Consider the following 17,946-nt stretch of genomic DNA (forward strand, 5'->3'; position numbering starts at 1 on the left):
GGTAAGGCGACCGGCGATGGGCACACCTGCGAACGAAGCGGACGTAGAGAGGTTCTTCGCTGTCTGTCCCGATCCGCTGTGTGTTCTGCGGAGCGATGGATCGTTCCTTCGCGTGAGCGGCGCCTGGGAGCGGACGCTCGGCCTGGGGACCGAGGATCTCGTCGGCCGGAGCCTCCTCGATCTCGTGCACCAGGACGACGTCGTCGCGACCCGGGAGCAGATGGATCGGCTCCGCCAGGGGCCCGTCACGCTCGGGCTGGAGAACCGGTGCAGGAGCAGGAGCGGCCTCTACGTCTGGCTGTCGTGGTCGATGCTCTCGGTACCGAGCGAGGGGCTCGTGTACGGGTGGGCGCGCAACGTGGGCAAGCAGAAGCGCCTCGAGCGGGCGCTGATGCAGCGGATCGAGACGAAGATGCTTGTCGCGTCGATCTCGGCCCATTTCATCAACGTGAAGCTTTCGGACGTCGACCGCGGCTTCCACTCGGCGCTCGCGGAGCTCGGCAAGGCGCTGCGCGCCGACAGGACGAGCCTGTTCCTCCTCGCGGAGGACGGGCGGCGGTTCCTGAACACGCACGAGTGGTGCGCCGACGGGGTGCCGTCGCTGCGCGCGGAGCGGGGGGTCGTGTCCAGGGACGTGTATCCGTGGCTCGTCGAGCGGCTGTTCCGCCTCGAGGTGTGCGACGTGCCGCGCGTGGCCGATCTGCCGGATGAGGCAGCGAGCGAGCGGCGGGCCTTCACGGAGCTCGGGATCGCCTCGCTCGTCCGGATGCCTGCAGCCTACGCGGGGCGGCTCGTGGGCGTCGTGGGGCTCGACGCGGTGCGATCGACCCGCGCGTGGGACAAGAGCGTCCGGGCGCTGCTCCAGGTCATCGGCGAGATGTTCGCGATCACGCTGGAGCGCATGCGCGCCGAGGAGTCGCTGCGCGAGGTGGTCGAGCAGCAGGAGTCGATGCGCGCGGTGATCTCGCGGCAGGAGTCCGCGATCGAGACGCTGTCGACGCCGATCATCCAGGTCTGGGACAGCGTGCTCGTGCTGCCGCTCGTCGGCAGCATCGATCGCCACCGGGCGACAGAGATCACGGAGAAGCTGCTGCGCACGATCGTCGAGACGAAGTCGCGCTACGCGATCGTCGAGGTGACGGGGGTCGAGGAGGTCGACTCCACGACGGCGCAGCACCTCATCAACATGCTCCAGACGATCGAGCTGCTCGGCGCGCAAGGGGTGGTGGCCGGAGTCCAGCCGCAGGTGGCGCAGACGGCCTCGTCGCTCGGCGTCGATCTCTCGTCCGTCCAGGTGCATCGGGACCTCCAGGAGGCGCTGAGGTGGTGCATCCGGGAGCTCCGGGCAGACCGGGCGACAGGGAAGCGGCGGTAGATCCGACTTCGCGCCGCGTTCTCCTACATCCGAACGTTGACGTGGACGTTTACGTGGTCGTGGTGGTGGTCGTTCACGGCCTATCGTTGACGACCACGACCACGTAAACGTTCATGACCACGTAAACGTCCACGTTGGTGACCGATGGTGGGGGCGGGCTTCGGTGACCGGACGAGCTTGGTGAACGCCGATGTCTCGGAGGGTGGGACAGCGCCCGCTCGGTCGGAGGGGGGCGCGGGAGCTTGACGCACCCCCGGGGAGCGAATATTTCGTACACGAAGCATCGTGACAGCGACCCTGCCGCCGCCCGAGAGGCCGGAGATCGACGCCATCGTGGAGATGATCATCTATCTCTACACGGAGTCGCGCAGGCTCACGAAGGGCATGGCGAGCGGATTCGGCCTCACCGGGCCACAGCTCACCATCCTCAAGCTGCTCGAGTCGTTCCAGGATCTCTCGCTGTCCACGCTGTCGGAGCGCATCCGGGCGCAGAACAGCACGGTGACCGGGATCGTCGATCGCATGGAGCGAGAGGGGCTCGTCCGCCGCGAACGCTCGAAGGCCGACCGGCGCGTCGTCCACATCCGGCTCAGCGAGAAGGGGGCGCGGCTCGCCCGCGAGATCCAGGTCGAACCGATGGAGATCTTCCGGAGCGCGCTGCTCAGCTTGAGCTCGACCGACCTGCGCGATCTGCTCCGGATCCTGACGAAGCTGCAGAAACAGGTGGTCTCGCGGGTCGGACAGAGCCGGACGGAAGAAGAGCGACGGCGCTGAGGACGCGAAAGGGAGGCAGGGGGCATGAGAGAGAAGCCGACGTTCACCGGGGAACCGAGGGATCCGAACGGACGAGATCCCGATATCTGCGTGGTGACCTGCGCGCTGTCAGGGGTGCTCGCCGGCCGCAAGCAATGCCCCGCCATCCCCTATACGCCGGTCGAGATCGCCGAGGAGGCGAAGCGGGCCTACGACGCAGGGGCGGCGGCGGTGCACATCCACGCGCGCAACGACGACGGATCACCGACCTTCTCTCCGGCCGTGTTCGCGCGGATCAAGGACGAGGTGCGCAAGCGCTGCCCGGTGATCCTGAACTTCTCGACGGGCACCCTCCTCGACGACGTGAGCGAGCAGTGCGCGACCGTCCGGGAGAGCCGCCCCGAGATCGCGGCGCTCAACATGGGCACCATGAACTACTCGAAGTACTCGCGCGCGCGGAAGACCTTCGATTTCGATATGGTGTTTCCCAACACGTACGCGAAGATCTGCAAGCTCCTTGACGCGATGAACGAGGCCGGGACGAAGCCAGAGCTCGAGTGCTTCGATACGGGGCACACCCAGGGCACCTGGCCGCTCGTCGACATGGGGCTGCTCAAACCCCCGCTCCAGTTCTCGTTCATCGTCAACGTGCTGGGCGGCATCCCCGCGCACGTGGAGTCGCTCCAGCTCCAGACCAGGATCATGCCGCCCGGCTCGGAGTGGGAGGTGATCGGGATCAGCCACGGGCAGTGGAGGATGCTGGCGGCGGCGCTCGTGCTCGGCGGCAACGTGCGGTGCGGGCTCGAGGACCACTTCTACCTGCCGAGCGGCGAGATGGCGCGCAGCAACGGAGAGCTCTGCGAGGTGGCCGTGCGCATGGTGCGCGACGTCGGCCGCAGGCCGGCGACCGTCGAGGAGGCCCGTCAGATCCTGGGCCTTCATGACGGCGGCGCGGCAGGAGCGGCAGGAGGAGCGGCCTCGTGACGGAGCGCGTGTATACGGTCATCCAGGCCTTCTCCGCGGGGGGCGTCCTCCGGCTCACGCTGAACAACCCGTGGCGCAAGAACGCGATCGGGCCGGCGATGGTGAGCGAGCTCCTCGACGCCCTCGCGGCGGGCGCGGCGGACGAGGCGGTGCGCTGCGTGGTCCTGACCGGCGCGGGCGACGCGTTCTGCGCGGGCGGGGACTTCGCGCAGATCGCGGGCGCCGAGGGGGCGCCGCCGCCCGAGATGAAGGGCGATTACGCGGACCTCCTGCTCGCCTTCGCGAACTCGAGCAAGCCGATCGTGGCGCGGGTGAACGGGCACGCGCTCGGCGGCGGGCTCGGGCTCGTCGCGGCGTCGCACTTCGCGATCGGCGCCCGCGGCGCCAAGCTCGGGACGCCGGAGATCAACGTCGGACTGTTCCCGATGATGATCATGGCGGTGCTCCAGCGGCACGTGAGCCGGCGCAAGCTGCTGGAGATGATGCTCCTCGGGCAGCGCCTCGACGCCGACGAGGCCGCGCAGTGCGGCCTGCTCAACAAGGTGGTCGAGCCGGGCGCGCTCGACGCCGCGGTCGACGAGGTGACCTCCGCCATCGCCTCGAAGAGCCCGATCGCGGTGCGGCTCGGCCTCGAGGCGTTCGCGGCGCAGGACGATCTCGACCTCGAGTCGGCGCTGCCGCTCCTGCGCGAGCGGCTCGCCGGCTGCCTCGCGACGGACGACGCGCGGGAAGGGCTTTTGGCCTTTCTGGAGAAGCGAAAGCCCCGCTGGTCGGGCAGGTAGGCGCGCCGGGGCGCGCAGGGAGAGGTGGCCCGTGAACATGCGAGAGCTCGTGAAGGACCTCGAGGCCCGCCGGGAGCTGGTGCGGCGGATGGGCGGCGAGGAGCGCGTGGCGAAGCAGCACGCGCGCGGGAAGATGACGGCGCGGGAGCGGCTCGCGGCGTTCTTCGACGACGGGGTGCACTTCGAGGTGGGGATGCACGGCACGCAGATGGGGCTCGCGGCCGGGCCGGACGGGAGCGACCGGCCGCCGGCGGACGCGGTGGTCTGCGGGTTCGGCAAGGTCGACGGGCGGATGGTCTGCGCCGCGGCGTACGACTTCACCGTGAAGGGCGGCAGCATCGGGCAGACGGGCGAGGAGAAGGTGACCCGCCTGCGGCAGATGGCGCTCCGCGGCCGCTGGCCGATCGTGTGGTTCATCGACTCGGGCGGGGCGCGCATCGATCCCGGCTCGATGCACCCGGACAGCATCTCGCTGTTCGCCGGCTCTGGGCACCTGTTCCGCGAGCAGGTGCACATGAGCGGCGTCGTGCCGCAGGTCGCGGCCATGGTGGGGCCAGGCGCCGCGGGCACGGCGTACATCCCGGGGCTCGCGGACTTCGTGCCGATGGTCAAGGACGTCGGCTCGATGGCGCTCGGCGGCCCCGCGCTCGTGCGCGCGATGACGGGCGAGGACATCTCCGAGCAGGAGCTCGGCGGCAGCAAGGTGCACGCGACGAAGAGCGGCGTCGGGGACGCGGAGTACCCGAGCGACGCCGCGTGCGTCGCCGCGGTGAAGCGGTACCTGTCGTTCTTCCCGTCGAGCTGCGACGAGGAGCCGCCGCGCCTGCCGGTCACGGATCCGATCGACCGGCGGGAGGAGTCGCTGCTCGACCTCCTGCCGGAGAGCCCGCGGCGCGCCTACGACATGCTGAAGCTGATCGACGCCATCGTCGATCACGGCGAGCGGTTCGACCTGAAGCCGCGGTGGGCGCGGTCGATCATCACCTGCCTCGCGCGCATCGGCGGCCAGCCGGTCGGCGTCGTGGCCAACCAGCCGACCCAGATGGGCGGCATCCTCGACGTGGACGCGTCGGACAAGGCCGCGCGCTTCATGCAGATCTGCGACGCGTTCAACATCCCGCTCGTGTTCCTGCAGGACGTGCCGGGGTTCATGATCGGCTCGAAGGTCGAGCACGAGGGGATCATCCGCCACGGGGCGAAGATGCTGCACGTCATGGCGGCGGCCACCGTGCCCAAGATCACGGTGGTCGTGCGCAAGGCGTACGGCGCGGGCTACTACGTGATGTGCGGGCGCGCGTACGAGCCGGACCTCATCGTCGGCTGGCCGACCGCGGAGATCAGCGTGATGGGGCCGGAGGGGATGCTCGGGATCGCGGCGAGGAAGATGTTCGGCGACGCGCCGCCGCCGCCGGAGGTGAAGCAGGGGATGGTCGACGCGATCCAGAAGAACATCGACGTGATGAAGGTCGCCGGCTGGGGCCTCATCGACGACGTGATCGATCCGCGGGACACCCGGAGGGCGATCGCGTGGGGGCTGGAGCTCGCACGGAAGAAGCGGGTGGAGCGGCCGGAGAAGAAGCGGGGGATCCTTCCGGTGTAAGTCGCGCGAGGGACGGGGGGCCCAGCCGCACTGACGCGCGCTCCTGTTCCTCGCGCTACGGGTCGTGCTCCTCGTGCTCCGGCGCCTGGCTGGCCTCGGGCTTCGGCTTGGGCGTCGGCACGGCTCGCGGCGCGGCTGCGTAGAACGGCTCGGGAGCGCTCTTCACGCGAAGGAGCGTCGTGTTCTTGGCGGGGACGACGGCGGTGTACGCGTCCAGGCCGAGCCCGGTGCCCGGCTCGTTCGCGTGCAGCGTGGCTGTGACCTCGTAGAGGCCTTCGCGGTTGAACGTGTCGGCGGGGCAGACCTCCCGGAGGAGGAGCGAGACGTCGGCCGATGCGCCGGGCTTCAGCGTCCTGAAGAGATCGCGCGGGATCGCCCCCGTCGGCGGGGCCGCCGTGCATACCGTCTCGCCGTTCGGGCCGGCGACGTGGAACTCGAGCATCCGAGACCGGATGGCGACGGTCATGGGGCGCCTGCCAGCGTTCTTGGCGCTCACCCGGACGACGATCGAGCGAGGGCTCGCCGCGTCGGACCAGGGTTCGCTCGTGAGCTCCAGGCGAGGCGCGTTGGCGTCCTTGATCGGCTTGCCGGGCGGACCGGCGCTGTGGCCTTTGTCCGACGGGACGCGCTTTTCCGGGGACTCGCCAGCTGGCCTGTCCGCGGACGTCTGGGCCGCTTTGTCGTCCGCGGGTTGAGCAGCCTTGTCGTCCGCGGGCTGAGCGGCCTTGTCGCCCGAGGATTGAGCGGCTTTGTCGCCCGAGGATTGAGTGGCCTTGTCGCCCGGAGGCTGAGCCGTCTCGTCCGCCGGAGAGGCTGGCTCGGCGCCGCCCGCATCGTCCGCGGCGGCCTCCTTGGGGGGCAGGCCGTAGCTCAGCACGACGGTGGGCGCCGCGAGGCCGGGCGCAGGGGCGAACGCCGGCGGATCGTCCGTCGACTCCGCAGCGAACGGCGCCGCCGGTGGCTTCTTCGACCACTTGGGCGGCGGACCCCAGCCGTACCAGGTCCTCACCACCGAGCCGCCGACGAGCGCCGCCTCGTCCTTGCCGAAGCAGAGCAGGCGCGGGTCGAAATGCTCCATGTACGACTGGCCGGGCGCCAGCAGCAGCGCGCGCCGCTCCGGGAAGCCGCTCGGCTTGAGCCCCGCGGGCGCGGCGCAGCGGACCGTCTTCTTCGTGCGCTTGTTCAGCGTGTCGACCTCGAGGCGCAGCAGCCGCACGTCCGCCGGGATGCGCATCGGCCGCTCGCCTTCGTTGTCGATCCGCAACGTCCAGGGCCCGTGAGGCGACGGCGCGATGAGCCACAGGCGCGCCGGTGAAGGCGGCAGCGGCGGGGACTCGGGCGCCTTCTTCTTCGCGCTCGTCTTGGGCGCGCCGACGCTCGCCTTGGGCGCGGCGACCTTGCTCCCTGCAGGCGGCGGGGCGGCGGCAGCCTTCGGCCCCTCCGCGGGCACGGCGGAGCCCGGCCCTTCGGTCTGCTGCGCGGGGCTCGACTTCTCCTCCGCGAGCGCAGGGCTCGACGCGAGCCCCATCACGGCCGCTGCAGCAGGAGCGATCGAGGTGAACAGACAGGCGATCCGGACGAGACGTGTGCGCATGGAGGATCCGTTCGGGAGCGAACGCTTCCGCTTTCTTTCCGGGGGCGTCAACCTTAGCGTAGCCAGCGAGCCTGGCCTCCTCCGGAGCGCCCGGGCGCTCTCCCACCGCTCGAAGCGTGGTCATGCGCGGCCTGTACGCCATCGTCGACACCGACTCCCTCGCGCGCCGCGGGCTCGATCCTGCGGCGTTCGCCGAGGCCGTCCTCGACGCGCGCCCCGCGGCCATCCAGCTGCGCGACAAGCGGGGCGGGGCGGCCCAGACGCTCTCGCTCCTCCGCGCGATCCAGCCCCTGGCCGCGCGCGCGGGGGTGCCGCTGTTCGCGAACGACAGGGCGGATCTCGCGATCCTCGCCCGCTGCGACGGCGTGCACGTCGGCCAGGACGATCTCCCGGTGGCCGCGGTTCGCAGGCTGGCGCAGCGCGCTTCCGTCCCGCTGCGCGTCGGGCTCTCGACCCACACGTCCGCCCAGATCGAGGCCGCGTTGCGGGCGTCGAGCGAGCTCCGCGATGCCGGTGATTCCGGCGAGTCCCTCGAGCGCCTCGACTACGTCGCCATCGGGCCGATCTTCGCGACCTCGAGCAAGGAGCGCCCCGACGCCGTGGTCGGCCTCGAGGGGCTCGCGTCGCTGTGCGCCCTGGTCGAGCGGGTGTGTCCCGGGCTCCCGGTCGTTGCGATCGGCGGCATCTCCCTGGAGAGGGCGGCCGAGGTCGGCGCGCGCTGCTCCGCGGCCGCGATCATCGCCGCGCTGCTGCCGGATCACGACACGCCCGCGCCGCGCGCCCTCGAGGAGGTGAGCGCGCGGGCGCGGGCGCTGCAGCAGGCGCTCTCGCAGGCGCTCGCGCTGGCGGGCGCGCGCGCGGCGCCGGTGGACAGGGGCGCGCGATGAGCCTCACGCTGCTCGCGGCGGCCGCCGCGGTGGCCGCGACCGTGGGCTACATGGCGTCGCGCCGCGAGCGGGAGGCGCCGGGAGGAAACGGCGGCGAGCGCGCGCGAGGCGCGCCGGCGGCGCCCCCGGGGGACGCGCCGTGGCACGAGCTGCCGCTCGCGCTCGGCGACGTGGTCCTCGCCGGGAGCGAGGAGCGCTGGCTCTCGGGCGCGATCGTCGCGCGCGAGCGGGGCGAGATCGTCGCCGCGGTGTTCCTCGCGCCCGAGGGCGGCGCGCACGTGGCGGTCGTGGCCTTCCCCGCGCCGCGGCGCGAGATCCTGTGGCTCGCGCCCGCGGCGGCCGACTCGCCGGACGAGCCGCCGGCGACGCTCGAGATCGCGGGCGCGACCATGCGGCGGCGGGCGCGGCTGCCGGCGGCGCTCGAGCGGTGCGGGCAGGGCGCGCCCTCCGTGGGCGACGCAGGGATCATCGCCCTCTACGACGGCGCCGGGCGCGACGCGGCCGTGGTGCTCGCCAGCGAGGGGCGGATCCACGCGTGGGCCGGGCGGCGCATCGAGGACGGCGGGTACGAGCGGCTGGGCGGAGGCGGCGAGGGCTGACGCCGGCCCGCGCGGCCACGTGGGCGCGCGGCGCCCGTCAGCCAACGACGCTGCGCAGCTCCGCGATCAGCGACGCCATCGCGAGGCTCGGCGAGGCGTTGCGCTCGAGCTGCGCCACGGCGCGGGAGACCGCCGCGTAACGCCGGGCCGACAGGCCTGCGTGGCGCGGATCGGACGTGACAGCGGCGCGGGCCTCTCGGGCGAGCGCGGCGCTCAGCGCGCGGAGGTCGTCCTTGAGGGCGCCCTTGTCGCGGTCCACCGACTCGGCGAACGCGACGGCGGGCCCGAGGTCCCGGGCGGCCGCGGCATCGAGGACACCCTTTACAAAGGCGTCGCGCGAGGCGGTCTGCTCCTCGTCCGCGAGATCGAGCGCCGTGGACGCGCTCCCGGCGGCGAGCTCGACGGCGAGGTCGTGCCGCCCCTCGGGCACGCCGCGATCGCGGAGGATGCGGCGGATGAGGGCCTCGGAGAGCGGGGCGAAGCGCACGGGCAGGGTGCGCGAGCGGATCGTGTTGAGCAGGCGATCGCCGCGCGAGGTCAAGAGGATGAAGTGGGTGCCGGGCCGCGGCTCCTCGAGCGTCTTGAGGAACGCGTTCGCGGCGCCGACGCTGAGGTCCTCGGCGTCGCGGACGATGAACACCCGAGCGCGCCCCTCGTGGGGCGGGTAGGCGGCGCGGGCGAGCACGATGGCGCGGACCTGGTCGACCGAGATCTCGGTCAGCTCGTCGCGGCTCCGGCCGATGACGGCGGCGGGGTAGAAGTTCTTCGCGACGATCTGCACGTCGGGGTGGAGCGGCGCCGCGGGGCGCCCGTCGGAGCGCGCGGCCGCGCGCCGGCACGCGTCGCAGCGCCCGCAGCCGAGCGGGTCGCCCCCGGTGCAGACGAGCGCCTGGGAGAGGGCGACGGCAGCGAGCTCCTTACCGACGCCCGGCGGGCCCTCGAAGCGGTAGGCGTGGTGCACGCGGCCCGCCTCGAGCGCGCGCACGAGCGTGCCGACCGCGGTGTCCTGGCCGAGGATGTGGGAGAACGGCACGGCCCGCTATCTAGCACGACCGGGGGTCGACCTGGTCCCGGTCCGCGCCGCGCGCGAGCCCGCCCGGCGGGGGCTTCCTTCCCGCGCGCCGTCCCACGCGTGATGGCGTCCTCGTCCTCGTTATCGTCATTGCGCGCGGCGGTGATAGGTTGCCGCGCATGCGCGTCCTCGTGCTCGGCGGCACTCGATTCATGGGTCATTTCCTGGTCTATCGCCTGCTCGCGGCGGGCCACCAGGTCACGCTCCTGAACCGCGGCGCGACGCCCGACGCGTTCGGCGATCGCGTCGCGCGGGTCCGCTGCGATCGCGCGGCCGGCGATCTCGCGCAGGCGCTCGGAGGTCGCGAGTTCGACGCCGCGGTGGACTTCACCGCGTACACGGCCGCGGACGGCCGCGCGGCGGTCCAGGCGCTCGGGGGCGGGCGCATCGGCCACTACGTGATGATCAGCACCGGCTCGGTGTACCTGGTCCGGGAGGCGTGCCCGCGGCCGTCGCGCGAGCGCGACTACCACGGCCCGCTCCTCCCTGAGCCCGCGGGCGAAGAGGACCGCGAGGCGTGGTCTTACGGCGTGAACAAGCGCGGCTGCGAGGAGGAGATCGCCGCCGCCTGGCAGAGGGACCGCTTCCCCGCGACCGTCCTGCGCATCCCGATGGTGAACGGGGAGCGCGATCCCTACCGCCGCCTCGATCGGTACATCGTCCGCATGCTCGACGGCGGTCCGCTGCTCGTCCCGGACGGCGGCGGACACGCTGTGCGGCACGTCTACAGCGGTGACGTCGTCAGGGCGATCGTGAAGCTGCTCCTCGTGCCGTCGACCTTCGGCGAGGCGTACAACCTCTGCATGGACGAGACGCCGACGCTCACCGAGCTGCTCGAGCTCATCGCCTCGCTGCTCGGCGCGCCGGCGCGGCTCGCGCCGATCCCTTCGGCGGCGATCAGGGCCCGCGGGATCGATCCGGTCGCGATGTCGCCGTTCAGCGACCGCTGGATGTCGATGCTGGATCCGGCGAAGGCGAGGGCGGAGCTCGGCTTCCAGCACACGCCGCTCCGGCGCTGGCTGGAGACGGTGATCACGTCGCGGCTCGCGAACCCGCCTCCCGAGCCGCCGGACGGCTACGAGAAGCGCGCCGAGGAGATCGCGCTCGCGGCGGAGCTCGCCGGCGCGGCGGGGGGTGGAGGGCGCTGACGCTGCGCGGGCGCTTTCGCCCGCGAGGCGAGGGGGAGGAAGGCAGGCGGGCGTTGGACCGGCTCCTGCGTTCCTGCGAACATCGAACGGAGGGAGATCTCGCGATGCAGGATGTGCAACCCAAGCGGGTCCTGGCGGCCATCGACGCCTTCCTGAGCACGCCGCTCGACGCGGCGCTGTCGCGGCACCGTGAGACCGATCCGGCCGACCGCGCGCTCGCGCTGTTCCACGAGGTCGCCGCCGCTGTCCCTGCTTACCGCCGCTTCCTCGCGGAGCACGGCGTGGACCCGGCGGCGATCCGGACGTCCGCGGATTTCGCGGCGCTGCCGGTGATCACGAAGCAGAACTACGTGCTCCGGCACCCCATCGCGGATCTCTGCCGGGGCGGGCGCGTCGAGCCGTGCGACATGATCGCGGTCTCCTCGGGCTCGACCGGAAAGCCGACGTTCTGGCCGCGCTCCGTCACGGACGAGCTCCCGGTCGCCCGGCGCTTCGAGCAGGTGTTCCACGACGGCTTCCGGGCCGACACGCGCCGCACGCTCGCGGTCGTGTGCTTCGCGCTCGGCTCGTGGGTCGGCGGGATGTACACCGCCGCGTGCTGCCGTCACCTCGCGGCGAAGGGATATCCGATCACGGTCGTCACGCCGGGCAACAACAAGGAAGAGATCTTCCGCGTCGTGCAGGATCTGGGGCCGGCGTTCGAGCAGGTCGTCCTGCTCGGCTATCCGCCGTTCCTGAAGGACGTCATCGACACGGGGCGGGCCCGCGGCGTCGACTGGGCGCCTCTCCGGATCAAGCTCGTGATGGCCGGGGAGGTGTTCAGCGAGGAGTGGCGGACCCTGGTCGGCGAGCGCGTCGGGTCGACGTCGCCCTGCTACGACTCTGCTTCGCTGTACGGGACGGCGGACGCCGGCGTGCTGGGCAACGAGACGCCGCTCAGCATCGCGATCCGCCGGTTCCTCGCGGGGAGGCCGGACGCCGCGCGCGCCCTGTTCGGGCAGGACCGGCTCCCCACGCTGGTGCAGTACGACCCCGCGGAGCGGTTCTTCGAGCAGCGCGACGGGATGCTCCTCTTCTCGGGCGACAACGGCGTCCCGCTCGTTCGTTATGCGATCCTCGACAGCGGGGGCGTCACTTCACACGCGGACATGATGGCGGCCCTGGCCGGCTTCGGCTTCGACCCGCGGCGGGAGCTCGACGGGGAGCGCGGGGCCCGGGAGCTCCCGTTCGTCCATGTGTTCGGGCGCTCGGATTTCACGGTGTCGTACTTCGGGGCGAACATCTATCCGGAGAACGTGGTCGTGGGCATCGAGCAGCCCGGCGTGAAGGAGTGGGTGACCGGGAAGTTCGTGCTGGAGGTCCGCGAGGGTGCGGACAGGGATGTGGTCCTGTCGGTGGTGGTCGAGCTCGCGCCGGGGGAGGGGGCGAGCGAGGCGCGGCGCGAGGCGGCGGCACGGTCGATCGAGGAGCACCTCGTCCGGCTGAACAGCGAGTTCAGGAGCTACGTGCCGGCCGGGAAGCGAGCGCCGCGGGTGACGCTGAGGGCGGCGGGGGATCCGGAGTACTTCCCGCTCGGGGTGAAGCACCGGTATACGCGCAAGCCGGCGGGGTGAGCGCCCGGCACCGAGAGTTAACCTCGGCTGCGGGAGAGGCCGGTTGTGCGGAAGCCTCGACGGCGGGCTGGGCCAGCGCAGCGGAAGCCGATAAGCTCACTCCGACTGTCGAGTGCGGCCCCGGTCCTTTGCGCCGAACGCAGGAGCGTAGGGGCGTCGATGAACGAGCCGCCGCGTACCACCCGAGCGCCGAGGGGCGGACGGTGCATGGCTGTCATCCTGCTTCTGTCGGCGAACGCCGTACCGCCACCACCTCGCCCAGACCTGCCGGGGTACTCGTCCCAGGTCCACTCCAAGACATTCCCGTGCATGTCATGAAGGTTCCACGGGCTGGCTTTCTTCATGCCGACGGGGGAGGCCCGTCCTCCGCCATTCTCGCGGTACCAGGCGTATTCTCCGAGTTGGCGCTCGTCATCGCCAAAGAAATATCTGGTAGTCGTCCCGGCGCGGCACGCGTATTCCCACTCCGCTTCGTCCGGGAGTCGGATGCCGTCGTTATCTTGCGCCCACACTCGCCTGTCCCGGTTCAGTGCATAGTACCTGTGCCTCCCCGCCAGCTGGGAGAAAGCGTTGCAGAACTTGATGGCATCTTCCCATGAAACCATCGTGATCGGCTGATCGGCGTTCCCTCCGGTGATATGCCCTCCCAACACGGCCGCGTATTGTCTCACGGTGACGGGCGTGGCGGTTAGAGCGAATGCCGTGACCTCTACTCGACGCTGCGGCCGCTCGTCCTCGTGAGCGTCAGTGTCTCCTTCCGGGCTGCCCATGAGAAACACTCCGCCAGGAACCTCCACCCACGGCAACAGGGCCTCGAAGAAGTCGCTCCGGTATCTCGGCCGGTATGGCCGGAGCCCCCCGAACTCCTCGACGCGGACTCCGCAGCGGAACGTCCCGCGCTCCTGGAACGACCCCTCGGCTGCGCCGGAATCCGGGCGCTCTGGCCATACGAGACTCCAACTTCCGGTCACGACCGCGCGCACCTCTCCTGCTGCGACCGCTGTTACGGTCCAATCGGCGAGCGTCACCGGCTCTTGGACACGCCCCGCTCGCGGTCCCGAGATTGTCTGTATGATCGCTCGGCGAATCGGGCCGCCTTCTTCCAGGTCTCGCCGTACCTCCCCCTTGAGCACGCCCGCTACCCGCCGCGCGCTTTCGTGCGCCTGTTGCCGCGGCTCGTCCTCCACCCTCGCGCTATTCGAGCTCTCCCGCTCCACCCCGCCCGCACTCCCCACCGCGCCCCGCAGCGCCTCGCAGAACGCCGCCACATCAGGGAACCGCTCTGACGCCTCGAACTCGATCGCCCTCTCGAGCACCTTCCGCATCGCATCGCTGCACGGCAGCCGCTCCAACACCCGCCCCGGATACCGCATCATGATCGGCGGCAGCTCACCGCCGTGCAGGCAGAACACCGCCGTCATGCCGAGCCCGTACACGTCTGCGCGCGCGTCTGCGTCCTGCGGGCGGTGCATCAGCTCCGGCGCCGCATAGAGGAAGGTCCCCAGCGCCCCGCTCCTCGTGCCTCCCGTCGTGTCGCGCGCCCAGACCAGATCGAAGTCTGTGATCCGCGGCAGCCCCTCTCCGTCGAGCAGGATGTTCGCCGGCTTCACGTCCCGGTGCACGAGCCCCTTCCCGTGCGCGAACGAGATCGCCTCTCCAGCGCTGAGGAGCATCGGTATCACCCGCTCTGCCGGCAGTCGCTTCCCGACGACCGCGCTGTGAACGTCCTCGCCATGGACGAGCTCCATCACGAAGTAGTGCCAGCCGCTGTCCTCGCCCTTGGGATCGAGGATGCGCACCACGCCGGGATGGTCGAGTTCTGCCATCGCGCGCGCGCCCCGGAAGAACCGCTCCTGCCGGCTCTCGTCGCCCGCGAGGTTCGGGTGCAGCACCTTGATCGCCACGGGCAGGTCGCCCCGCCCCGCGTCGAGCGCGCGCCACACGGTCGCGAACCCGCCGCGCCCGATCCGCTCCAGCAGCAGGTACCGGCCATCGCTGAGCTCCTCGCCGACGTGGAGCTGGCCGCCTTCCCGGCGCTTGCGCCGGAGGTCGACGATCTCCCGGTCCACCTCCTCGGTGCTCGCGCCGGCGGCCCTCAGCCTCACCCGCCGCTTCTGCGCGGCGGCGATCTGCCTGTCGACGGCGCGGATCGTCTCGTCTGCTTCGCGCAGGCTCACGCCGAGCGCGCCGGGCAGCGCGGTTGTGCCGGCGAGCGCCGCCTCCGGGCGCGCGCTCGCGGCGGCTTCCTCCACCGCCGCGCGGATGCCCTGCACGACCTCCCTCCACGCTTCATCCGGGTTGGCCCAGCTCGTCACCGCCACGCCGTCACGCGGCAGCGCCTGGAGCTCCGAAAGGGCGGTGCCCTCCCGGTCGCACGCGCGCACCAGGATGGGCACCACGCGCGCCGCCCCGCTGCGATGCCGCTCCAGCGCTCGCCCGAGCTCTCGCTCGTAACAGCTGTCCGAGGCGAGGAACGCCTCGCTCACCAGCAGCAGCACCACCTCGGCGGAGGAGAGCTCCGCCGCGATCGACTCGTCGCGCATCGCGCCTGGGCCGATCCTGCCGCGGTGCCAGGTGCTCACCAGGCCTGCCGCTTGAGGGAGGCGAGGTGCGCCTCGAGCGCTTCGAGGTGCGACCGATCCGCGGGGGCGTAGGAGATGAAGACGTGGACCGCCATGCGCAGAGGCGCGTCGCTGCGGCGGCGAGCTCGCTCGCGTCCCGGCCGCCCGCTCCGCGTCGACCAGGCTACCAGACGCGGAGCGGGCCTTCGACCATCCGTCGGAGCCACGCCGTCCGGGCCGTGCAAGCGGCCTGGCCGGCTCCCCGGGGCGCGGGCCGTCGACCCGTGAGGTCGAGATGCCACGACGCCGGCGCGGGGCTGCGCTCGCCGCGCTCGCTCAGCCTCTCCGCCGGGTAGATGCCCGGCCTCTCCGGCCAGCGTCGCCCCGCGCCACGTCGGCCGTCGCCTCGGTGGTGCCAGCGGCCTTCGTCCGTGAGGCGCGCTCGTTTTCACCGCCCGACGCGCGCGGCCCGGCGTCGCCGCCGTCGCACCGCATCACGTCGAACGAGGCGTGCCTGCCCGGATCGAGCGAGGCGCGCCTGTGCGGCAGGAACGGGAGCGCGTCGTGCCTCGTGATCTCAACCTTGTTCTCTTCGTCGATCGTCAGGGTGAACGTGCGGTCCACGTCGCACGTCGTCGCGCTGTCAGCGAGCTGGCCGCGCAGCTGGAAACTGGCGGTCGTGGCGCCGTCGTCCACGCGGGCGACGATGGTCCTCGACGACTGGTTGTAGGCGTTGATGGTCATTCCGGACAAGGCCGTCACGACGGGGGGGGCGGTCCAATCGCCGCCATTGTTGATGTGCAGCTCGATGAAGAGGAGAGCCTGTGGATCCTGGGGATCGTTCTTGAACCTCGCCGTCGCAAAGAGCCCTGTCCAGGAGTCGTGGGTGAGCTCGTCGCAGACGAGCGGTGGAGGCGGGGGATTGATCGAGATATCGTCGTCCTCACACGCGGTGAGCCCCGCCGTCGCGACCACGAGCAGCAGCTTCTTCGCTCTCTCCCTATTACCCATTTCCCAGTCCTTCCTGCCTTCGTTGCGCCGCGCCCCCGCCATGCCGGCGATCGAAGCGTGGCCGCCAGCCCTACCATGACCATCCTAGGCGGCGGCGCGCAGACCCGGCGACCCACCCGCACGAAGGCGACGACGTCGCGACCCCCTCCGTGCACCTCGGGCGCGGCCGGCAGCGCTCTCGCGCCGCGGAGGCGTCCTCTCGCGCTTGCTGGTAGAAGCGTCGCCAGCACCCATGCTCAACACCTCCCCCCCGCTCATCGTCCTGGGTTGCGGCTTCACCGGCGCGGTGGTCGCCGGCCTGCGGAGGGCGTCCGGCGGCCGCGTCGTCGCGACGACGCGCTCGCCGGAGCGCGCCGCGGAGCTCGCGCAGGCGGGCATCGAGGTGAGCGTCCTCCCGGCGCTCACCGCCGAGGCCGTCGACCGGCTCGTGACGGACGGCGCGGACGTGCTCGTCGCCTTCCCGCCCGACGGCGCGACCGACGCCGCGATCGCGCCTTCGCTCCGCCGCGCGCGCGCGATCGCCTACGTCTCGTCGACCGCCGTGTACGGCGACGCGACGGGGCGCATCGACGAGGCGACGCCCACGTCGGCCGACGGCCCCCGCGCGGCGGCGCGCCTCGCGGCCGAGGACGTGTACCGCGCGCGGGGCGCCGTGGTGCTGCGCGCCGCGGGCATCTACGGCCCGGGCCGCGGCTTGCACCAGCGGCTCTTGCGCGGCGACTTCCGCATGACCGGCGAGGGCGATCGGCAGGGCAGGAACGTCGTCTCGCGCATCCACGTCGAGGACCTCGCGCGCCTCGCGCTCGCGGCGCTGGAGCGCGCCGGTCGCGCCGCCCCCGGCGAGGCCTTCCTGGTCGCGGACGACGCGCCCGTGCCGCAGATCGAGGTCGTCCGCTGGCTCTGCGCGCGGCTCGGCCTCGCGCTGCCGGCCGGGGCGCCGCGGGAGGATCTGCACGAGACGCTCCGCCACGATCGCGCCGTGGACAACGCGAAGATCAAGCGCACCCTCGGGATGGCGCTGCTCTACCCGAGCTACATCGAGGGGTTCGAGGCGTGCCTGGCCGTCGAGGCGGAGGCGCCGGCCCCTGCCGCGAGGGAGCGCGCCCCACGGCACCGCGGGTGAGCCGCGCTGGCATCGCGGGTGAACCGCCGCGCGGCCGCGCCGTTCGCCGCCTGCGCTGCTACGCCTCGTCGTCCGCGCTGCCTTGCGGCGGCTCCTGCGGATCCGTCGCGTCGAGCCGGTCGAGCTCGCGGAAGAGCGCGTCCAGATCGAGCGTCAGCCCCTCGCAGCCCGGAACCTCCCGGAGTACCCCTCCGGGCGCGGTGAGGCGAAGCTGGTAGAGCCCGCCGCGCGCGAGCTCGTGGATCTCCAGCGTGCGGAGCTGCGGATCGAGCAGCCAGTACCAGCGCACCCCGAACGCGGCGTACTCCTCGAGCTTCTCGACGCGATCGCGCCGGCTGTCCCGCGGTGAGGGGGAGACGATCTCGACCATGATGTCCGGCGGGATGCCGACGGCGCCACGGGCCGGGGGCCTCCGCGAGGTCGGGAGGAACGCAGACACGTCGGATTTGCGCCCGCGCCGCGGCTTGAGCGCGTACTTCACCTCGGAGCCGAAGACGAAGCCGCCGCGCGGGATGAGCCAGGCCCGCAGGGTGTGGATGAGCCAGGCGACGGCCAGCTCGTGGACGCAATCGGGCATCTCTTCCTCGACCAGGCGGCCATCGATGAGCTCACCGGCTTCGTCTTCCGGCAGCGCTGCCCACTCCGCGACGGACAAGAGGCGGGCTGCCTGGGGCTCAGGATACGGGCGCTGGCTCACGCCTGGAAAAGTACCATCACCGCGCGCCTCGTGCCGGGTCATGAGCGGGGTCGCGGGGTCACGCGGCGCGGCGACGCACGATGTCCAGCGAGGCGTCCATGCCTGTCGTGAAAATCAGGCATCGACGGACGGGATGGCCACGACTAG

15 protein-coding genes and 1 pseudogene are annotated in these 17,946 nt (G+C 71.9%); 10 read left to right on the forward strand and 6 right to left on the reverse strand.

Annotation, left to right across the window (positions count from 1 at the left end):
* Positions 1-16 precede the first annotated feature (16 nt).
* The 5 genes from WMF11_RS09995 to WMF11_RS10015 all read left to right on the forward strand — a co-directional run bounded on the left by WMF11_RS09995 (position 17) and on the right by WMF11_RS10015 (position 5,494).
* Positions 17-1,375: an STAS domain-containing protein gene (locus tag WMF11_RS09995; protein ID WP_437977284.1), complete on the forward strand. Its 1,359-nt coding sequence runs from the start codon at positions 17-19 to the stop codon at positions 1,373-1,375.
* A 285-nt stretch (positions 1,376-1,660) separates the two neighbouring features.
* Positions 1,661-2,149 (forward strand): MarR family winged helix-turn-helix transcriptional regulator, encoded by a 489-nt coding sequence (locus tag WMF11_RS10000; RefSeq protein WP_437551312.1) that lies wholly within the window; start codon positions 1,661-1,663, stop codon positions 2,147-2,149.
* A gap of 24 nt (positions 2,150-2,173) precedes the next feature.
* Positions 2,174-3,112 (forward strand): 3-keto-5-aminohexanoate cleavage protein, encoded by a 939-nt coding sequence (locus tag WMF11_RS10005; protein ID WP_437551313.1) that lies wholly within the window; start codon positions 2,174-2,176, stop codon positions 3,110-3,112.
* Positions 3,109-3,894: an enoyl-CoA hydratase/isomerase family protein gene (locus WMF11_RS10010; protein WP_437977285.1), complete on the forward strand. Its 786-nt coding sequence runs from the start codon at positions 3,109-3,111 to the stop codon at positions 3,892-3,894. The genes WMF11_RS10005 and WMF11_RS10010 overlap by 4 nt, the downstream gene beginning before the upstream one ends.
* Before the next feature lie 37 nt (positions 3,895-3,931).
* The gene (locus WMF11_RS10015; RefSeq protein WP_437979295.1) at positions 3,932-5,494 is read left to right on the forward strand and encodes an acyl-CoA carboxylase subunit beta; all 1,563 of its coding nucleotides are present in this window, start codon (positions 3,932-3,934) and stop codon (positions 5,492-5,494) included.
* Positions 5,495-5,549: 55 nt separating this feature from the next.
* On the opposite strand, the gene WMF11_RS10020 is transcribed toward WMF11_RS10015, so the two are convergent.
* A complete protein-coding gene (locus WMF11_RS10020) occupies positions 5,550-7,088 on the reverse strand; it encodes a hypothetical protein (protein ID WP_437977286.1) in 1,539 nt (512 codons plus the stop codon).
* Positions 7,089-7,210: 122 nt separating this feature from the next.
* Here WMF11_RS10020 and WMF11_RS10025 point away from each other — a divergent pair, with 122 nt between their 5' ends.
* Positions 7,211-7,975 carry a thiamine phosphate synthase gene (locus WMF11_RS10025; RefSeq protein WP_437977287.1) on the forward strand — a complete coding sequence of 255 codons (765 nt, stop codon included), beginning with the start codon at positions 7,211-7,213 and terminating at the stop codon, positions 7,973-7,975.
* A complete protein-coding gene (locus WMF11_RS10030) occupies positions 7,972-8,574 on the forward strand; it encodes a hypothetical protein (RefSeq protein WP_437977288.1) in 603 nt (200 codons plus the stop codon). Before WMF11_RS10025 ends, WMF11_RS10030 begins: the two co-directional genes overlap by 4 nt.
* A gap of 37 nt (positions 8,575-8,611) precedes the next feature.
* Here the strand turns inward: WMF11_RS10030 and WMF11_RS10035 are convergent, their stop codons facing one another.
* Positions 8,612-9,607, reverse strand: a complete 996-nt coding sequence (locus tag WMF11_RS10035) for an ATP-binding protein (RefSeq protein ID WP_437551323.1) — start codon at positions 9,605-9,607, stop codon at positions 8,612-8,614.
* A 158-nt stretch (positions 9,608-9,765) separates the two neighbouring features.
* Between WMF11_RS10035 and WMF11_RS10040 the strand changes: the two genes are divergently transcribed.
* Positions 9,766-10,794, forward strand: coding sequence for an NAD-dependent epimerase/dehydratase family protein (locus tag WMF11_RS10040; protein WP_437977289.1), 1,029 nt, complete (start codon positions 9,766-9,768; stop codon positions 10,792-10,794).
* Positions 10,795-10,898: 104 nt separating this feature from the next.
* Positions 10,899-12,407, forward strand: a complete 1,509-nt coding sequence (locus WMF11_RS10045; protein ID WP_437977290.1) for a phenylacetate--CoA ligase family protein — start codon at positions 10,899-10,901, stop codon at positions 12,405-12,407.
* Between the two features lie 17 nt (positions 12,408-12,424).
* On the opposite strand, the gene WMF11_RS10050 is transcribed toward WMF11_RS10045, so the two are convergent.
* From WMF11_RS10050 to WMF11_RS10060, 3 genes and pseudogenes are all read right to left on the reverse strand, one after another.
* Positions 12,425-14,680, reverse strand: a complete 2,256-nt coding sequence (locus WMF11_RS10050; RefSeq protein WP_437979296.1) for a bifunctional serine/threonine-protein kinase/formylglycine-generating enzyme family protein — start codon at positions 14,678-14,680, stop codon at positions 12,425-12,427.
* 123 nt (positions 14,681-14,803) lie between these two features.
* Positions 14,804-14,989 (reverse strand): annotated as a pseudogene (locus WMF11_RS10055) (SIR2 family protein); the annotation flags it as partial.
* Between the two features lie 315 nt (positions 14,990-15,304).
* Positions 15,305-15,979: a hypothetical protein gene (locus WMF11_RS10060; protein ID WP_437977291.1), complete on the reverse strand. Its 675-nt coding sequence runs from the start codon at positions 15,977-15,979 to the stop codon at positions 15,305-15,307.
* Positions 15,980-16,211: 232 nt separating this feature from the next.
* On the opposite strand from WMF11_RS10060, the gene WMF11_RS10065 reads away from it, so the two are divergent.
* Positions 16,212-17,102 (forward strand): NAD-dependent epimerase/dehydratase family protein, encoded by an 891-nt coding sequence (locus WMF11_RS10065; protein ID WP_437908203.1) that lies wholly within the window; start codon positions 16,212-16,214, stop codon positions 17,100-17,102.
* A gap of 58 nt (positions 17,103-17,160) precedes the next feature.
* Here the strand turns inward: WMF11_RS10065 and WMF11_RS10070 are convergent, their stop codons facing one another.
* Complete coding sequence (locus WMF11_RS10070) at positions 17,161-17,799, reverse strand: Uma2 family endonuclease (RefSeq protein ID WP_437908204.1); 639 nt, start codon at positions 17,797-17,799, stop codon at positions 17,161-17,163.
* Between the last annotated feature and the right edge of the window lie 147 nt (positions 17,800-17,946).

This window comes from Sorangium sp. So ce295 (assembly GCF_051527405.1).
Taxonomy (GTDB): domain Bacteria; phylum Myxococcota_A; class Polyangia; order Polyangiales; family Polyangiaceae; genus Sorangium; species Sorangium cellulosum_B.

What these genes read in the sequence shown, in the direction of transcription:
- WMF11_RS10065 (WP_437908203.1), top strand. Translation starts at nt 16,212, where the DNA reads ATGCTCAACACCTCCCCCCCGCTCATCGTCCTGGGTTGCGGCTTCACC.
- WMF11_RS10005 (WP_437551313.1), top strand. Translation starts at nt 2,174, where the DNA reads ATGAGAGAGAAGCCGACGTTCACCGGGGAACCGAGGGATCCGAACGGA.
- WMF11_RS10060 (WP_437977291.1), bottom strand. Translation starts at nt 15,979, where the DNA reads ATGGGTAATAGGGAGAGAGCGAAGAAGCTGCTGCTCGTGGTCGCGACG.
- WMF11_RS10040 (WP_437977289.1), top strand. Translation starts at nt 9,766, where the DNA reads ATGCGCGTCCTCGTGCTCGGCGGCACTCGATTCATGGGTCATTTCCTG.
- WMF11_RS10015 (WP_437979295.1), top strand. Translation starts at nt 3,932, where the DNA reads ATGCGAGAGCTCGTGAAGGACCTCGAGGCCCGCCGGGAGCTGGTGCGG.
- WMF11_RS09995 (WP_437977284.1), top strand. Translation starts at nt 17, where the DNA reads ATGGGCACACCTGCGAACGAAGCGGACGTAGAGAGGTTCTTCGCTGTC.
- WMF11_RS10025 (WP_437977287.1), top strand. Translation starts at nt 7,211, where the DNA reads ATGCGCGGCCTGTACGCCATCGTCGACACCGACTCCCTCGCGCGCCGC.
- WMF11_RS10030 (WP_437977288.1), top strand. Translation starts at nt 7,972, where the DNA reads ATGAGCCTCACGCTGCTCGCGGCGGCCGCCGCGGTGGCCGCGACCGTG.
- WMF11_RS10045 (WP_437977290.1), top strand. Translation starts at nt 10,899, where the DNA reads ATGCAGGATGTGCAACCCAAGCGGGTCCTGGCGGCCATCGACGCCTTC.
- WMF11_RS10020 (WP_437977286.1), bottom strand. Translation starts at nt 7,088, where the DNA reads ATGCGCACACGTCTCGTCCGGATCGCCTGTCTGTTCACCTCGATCGCT.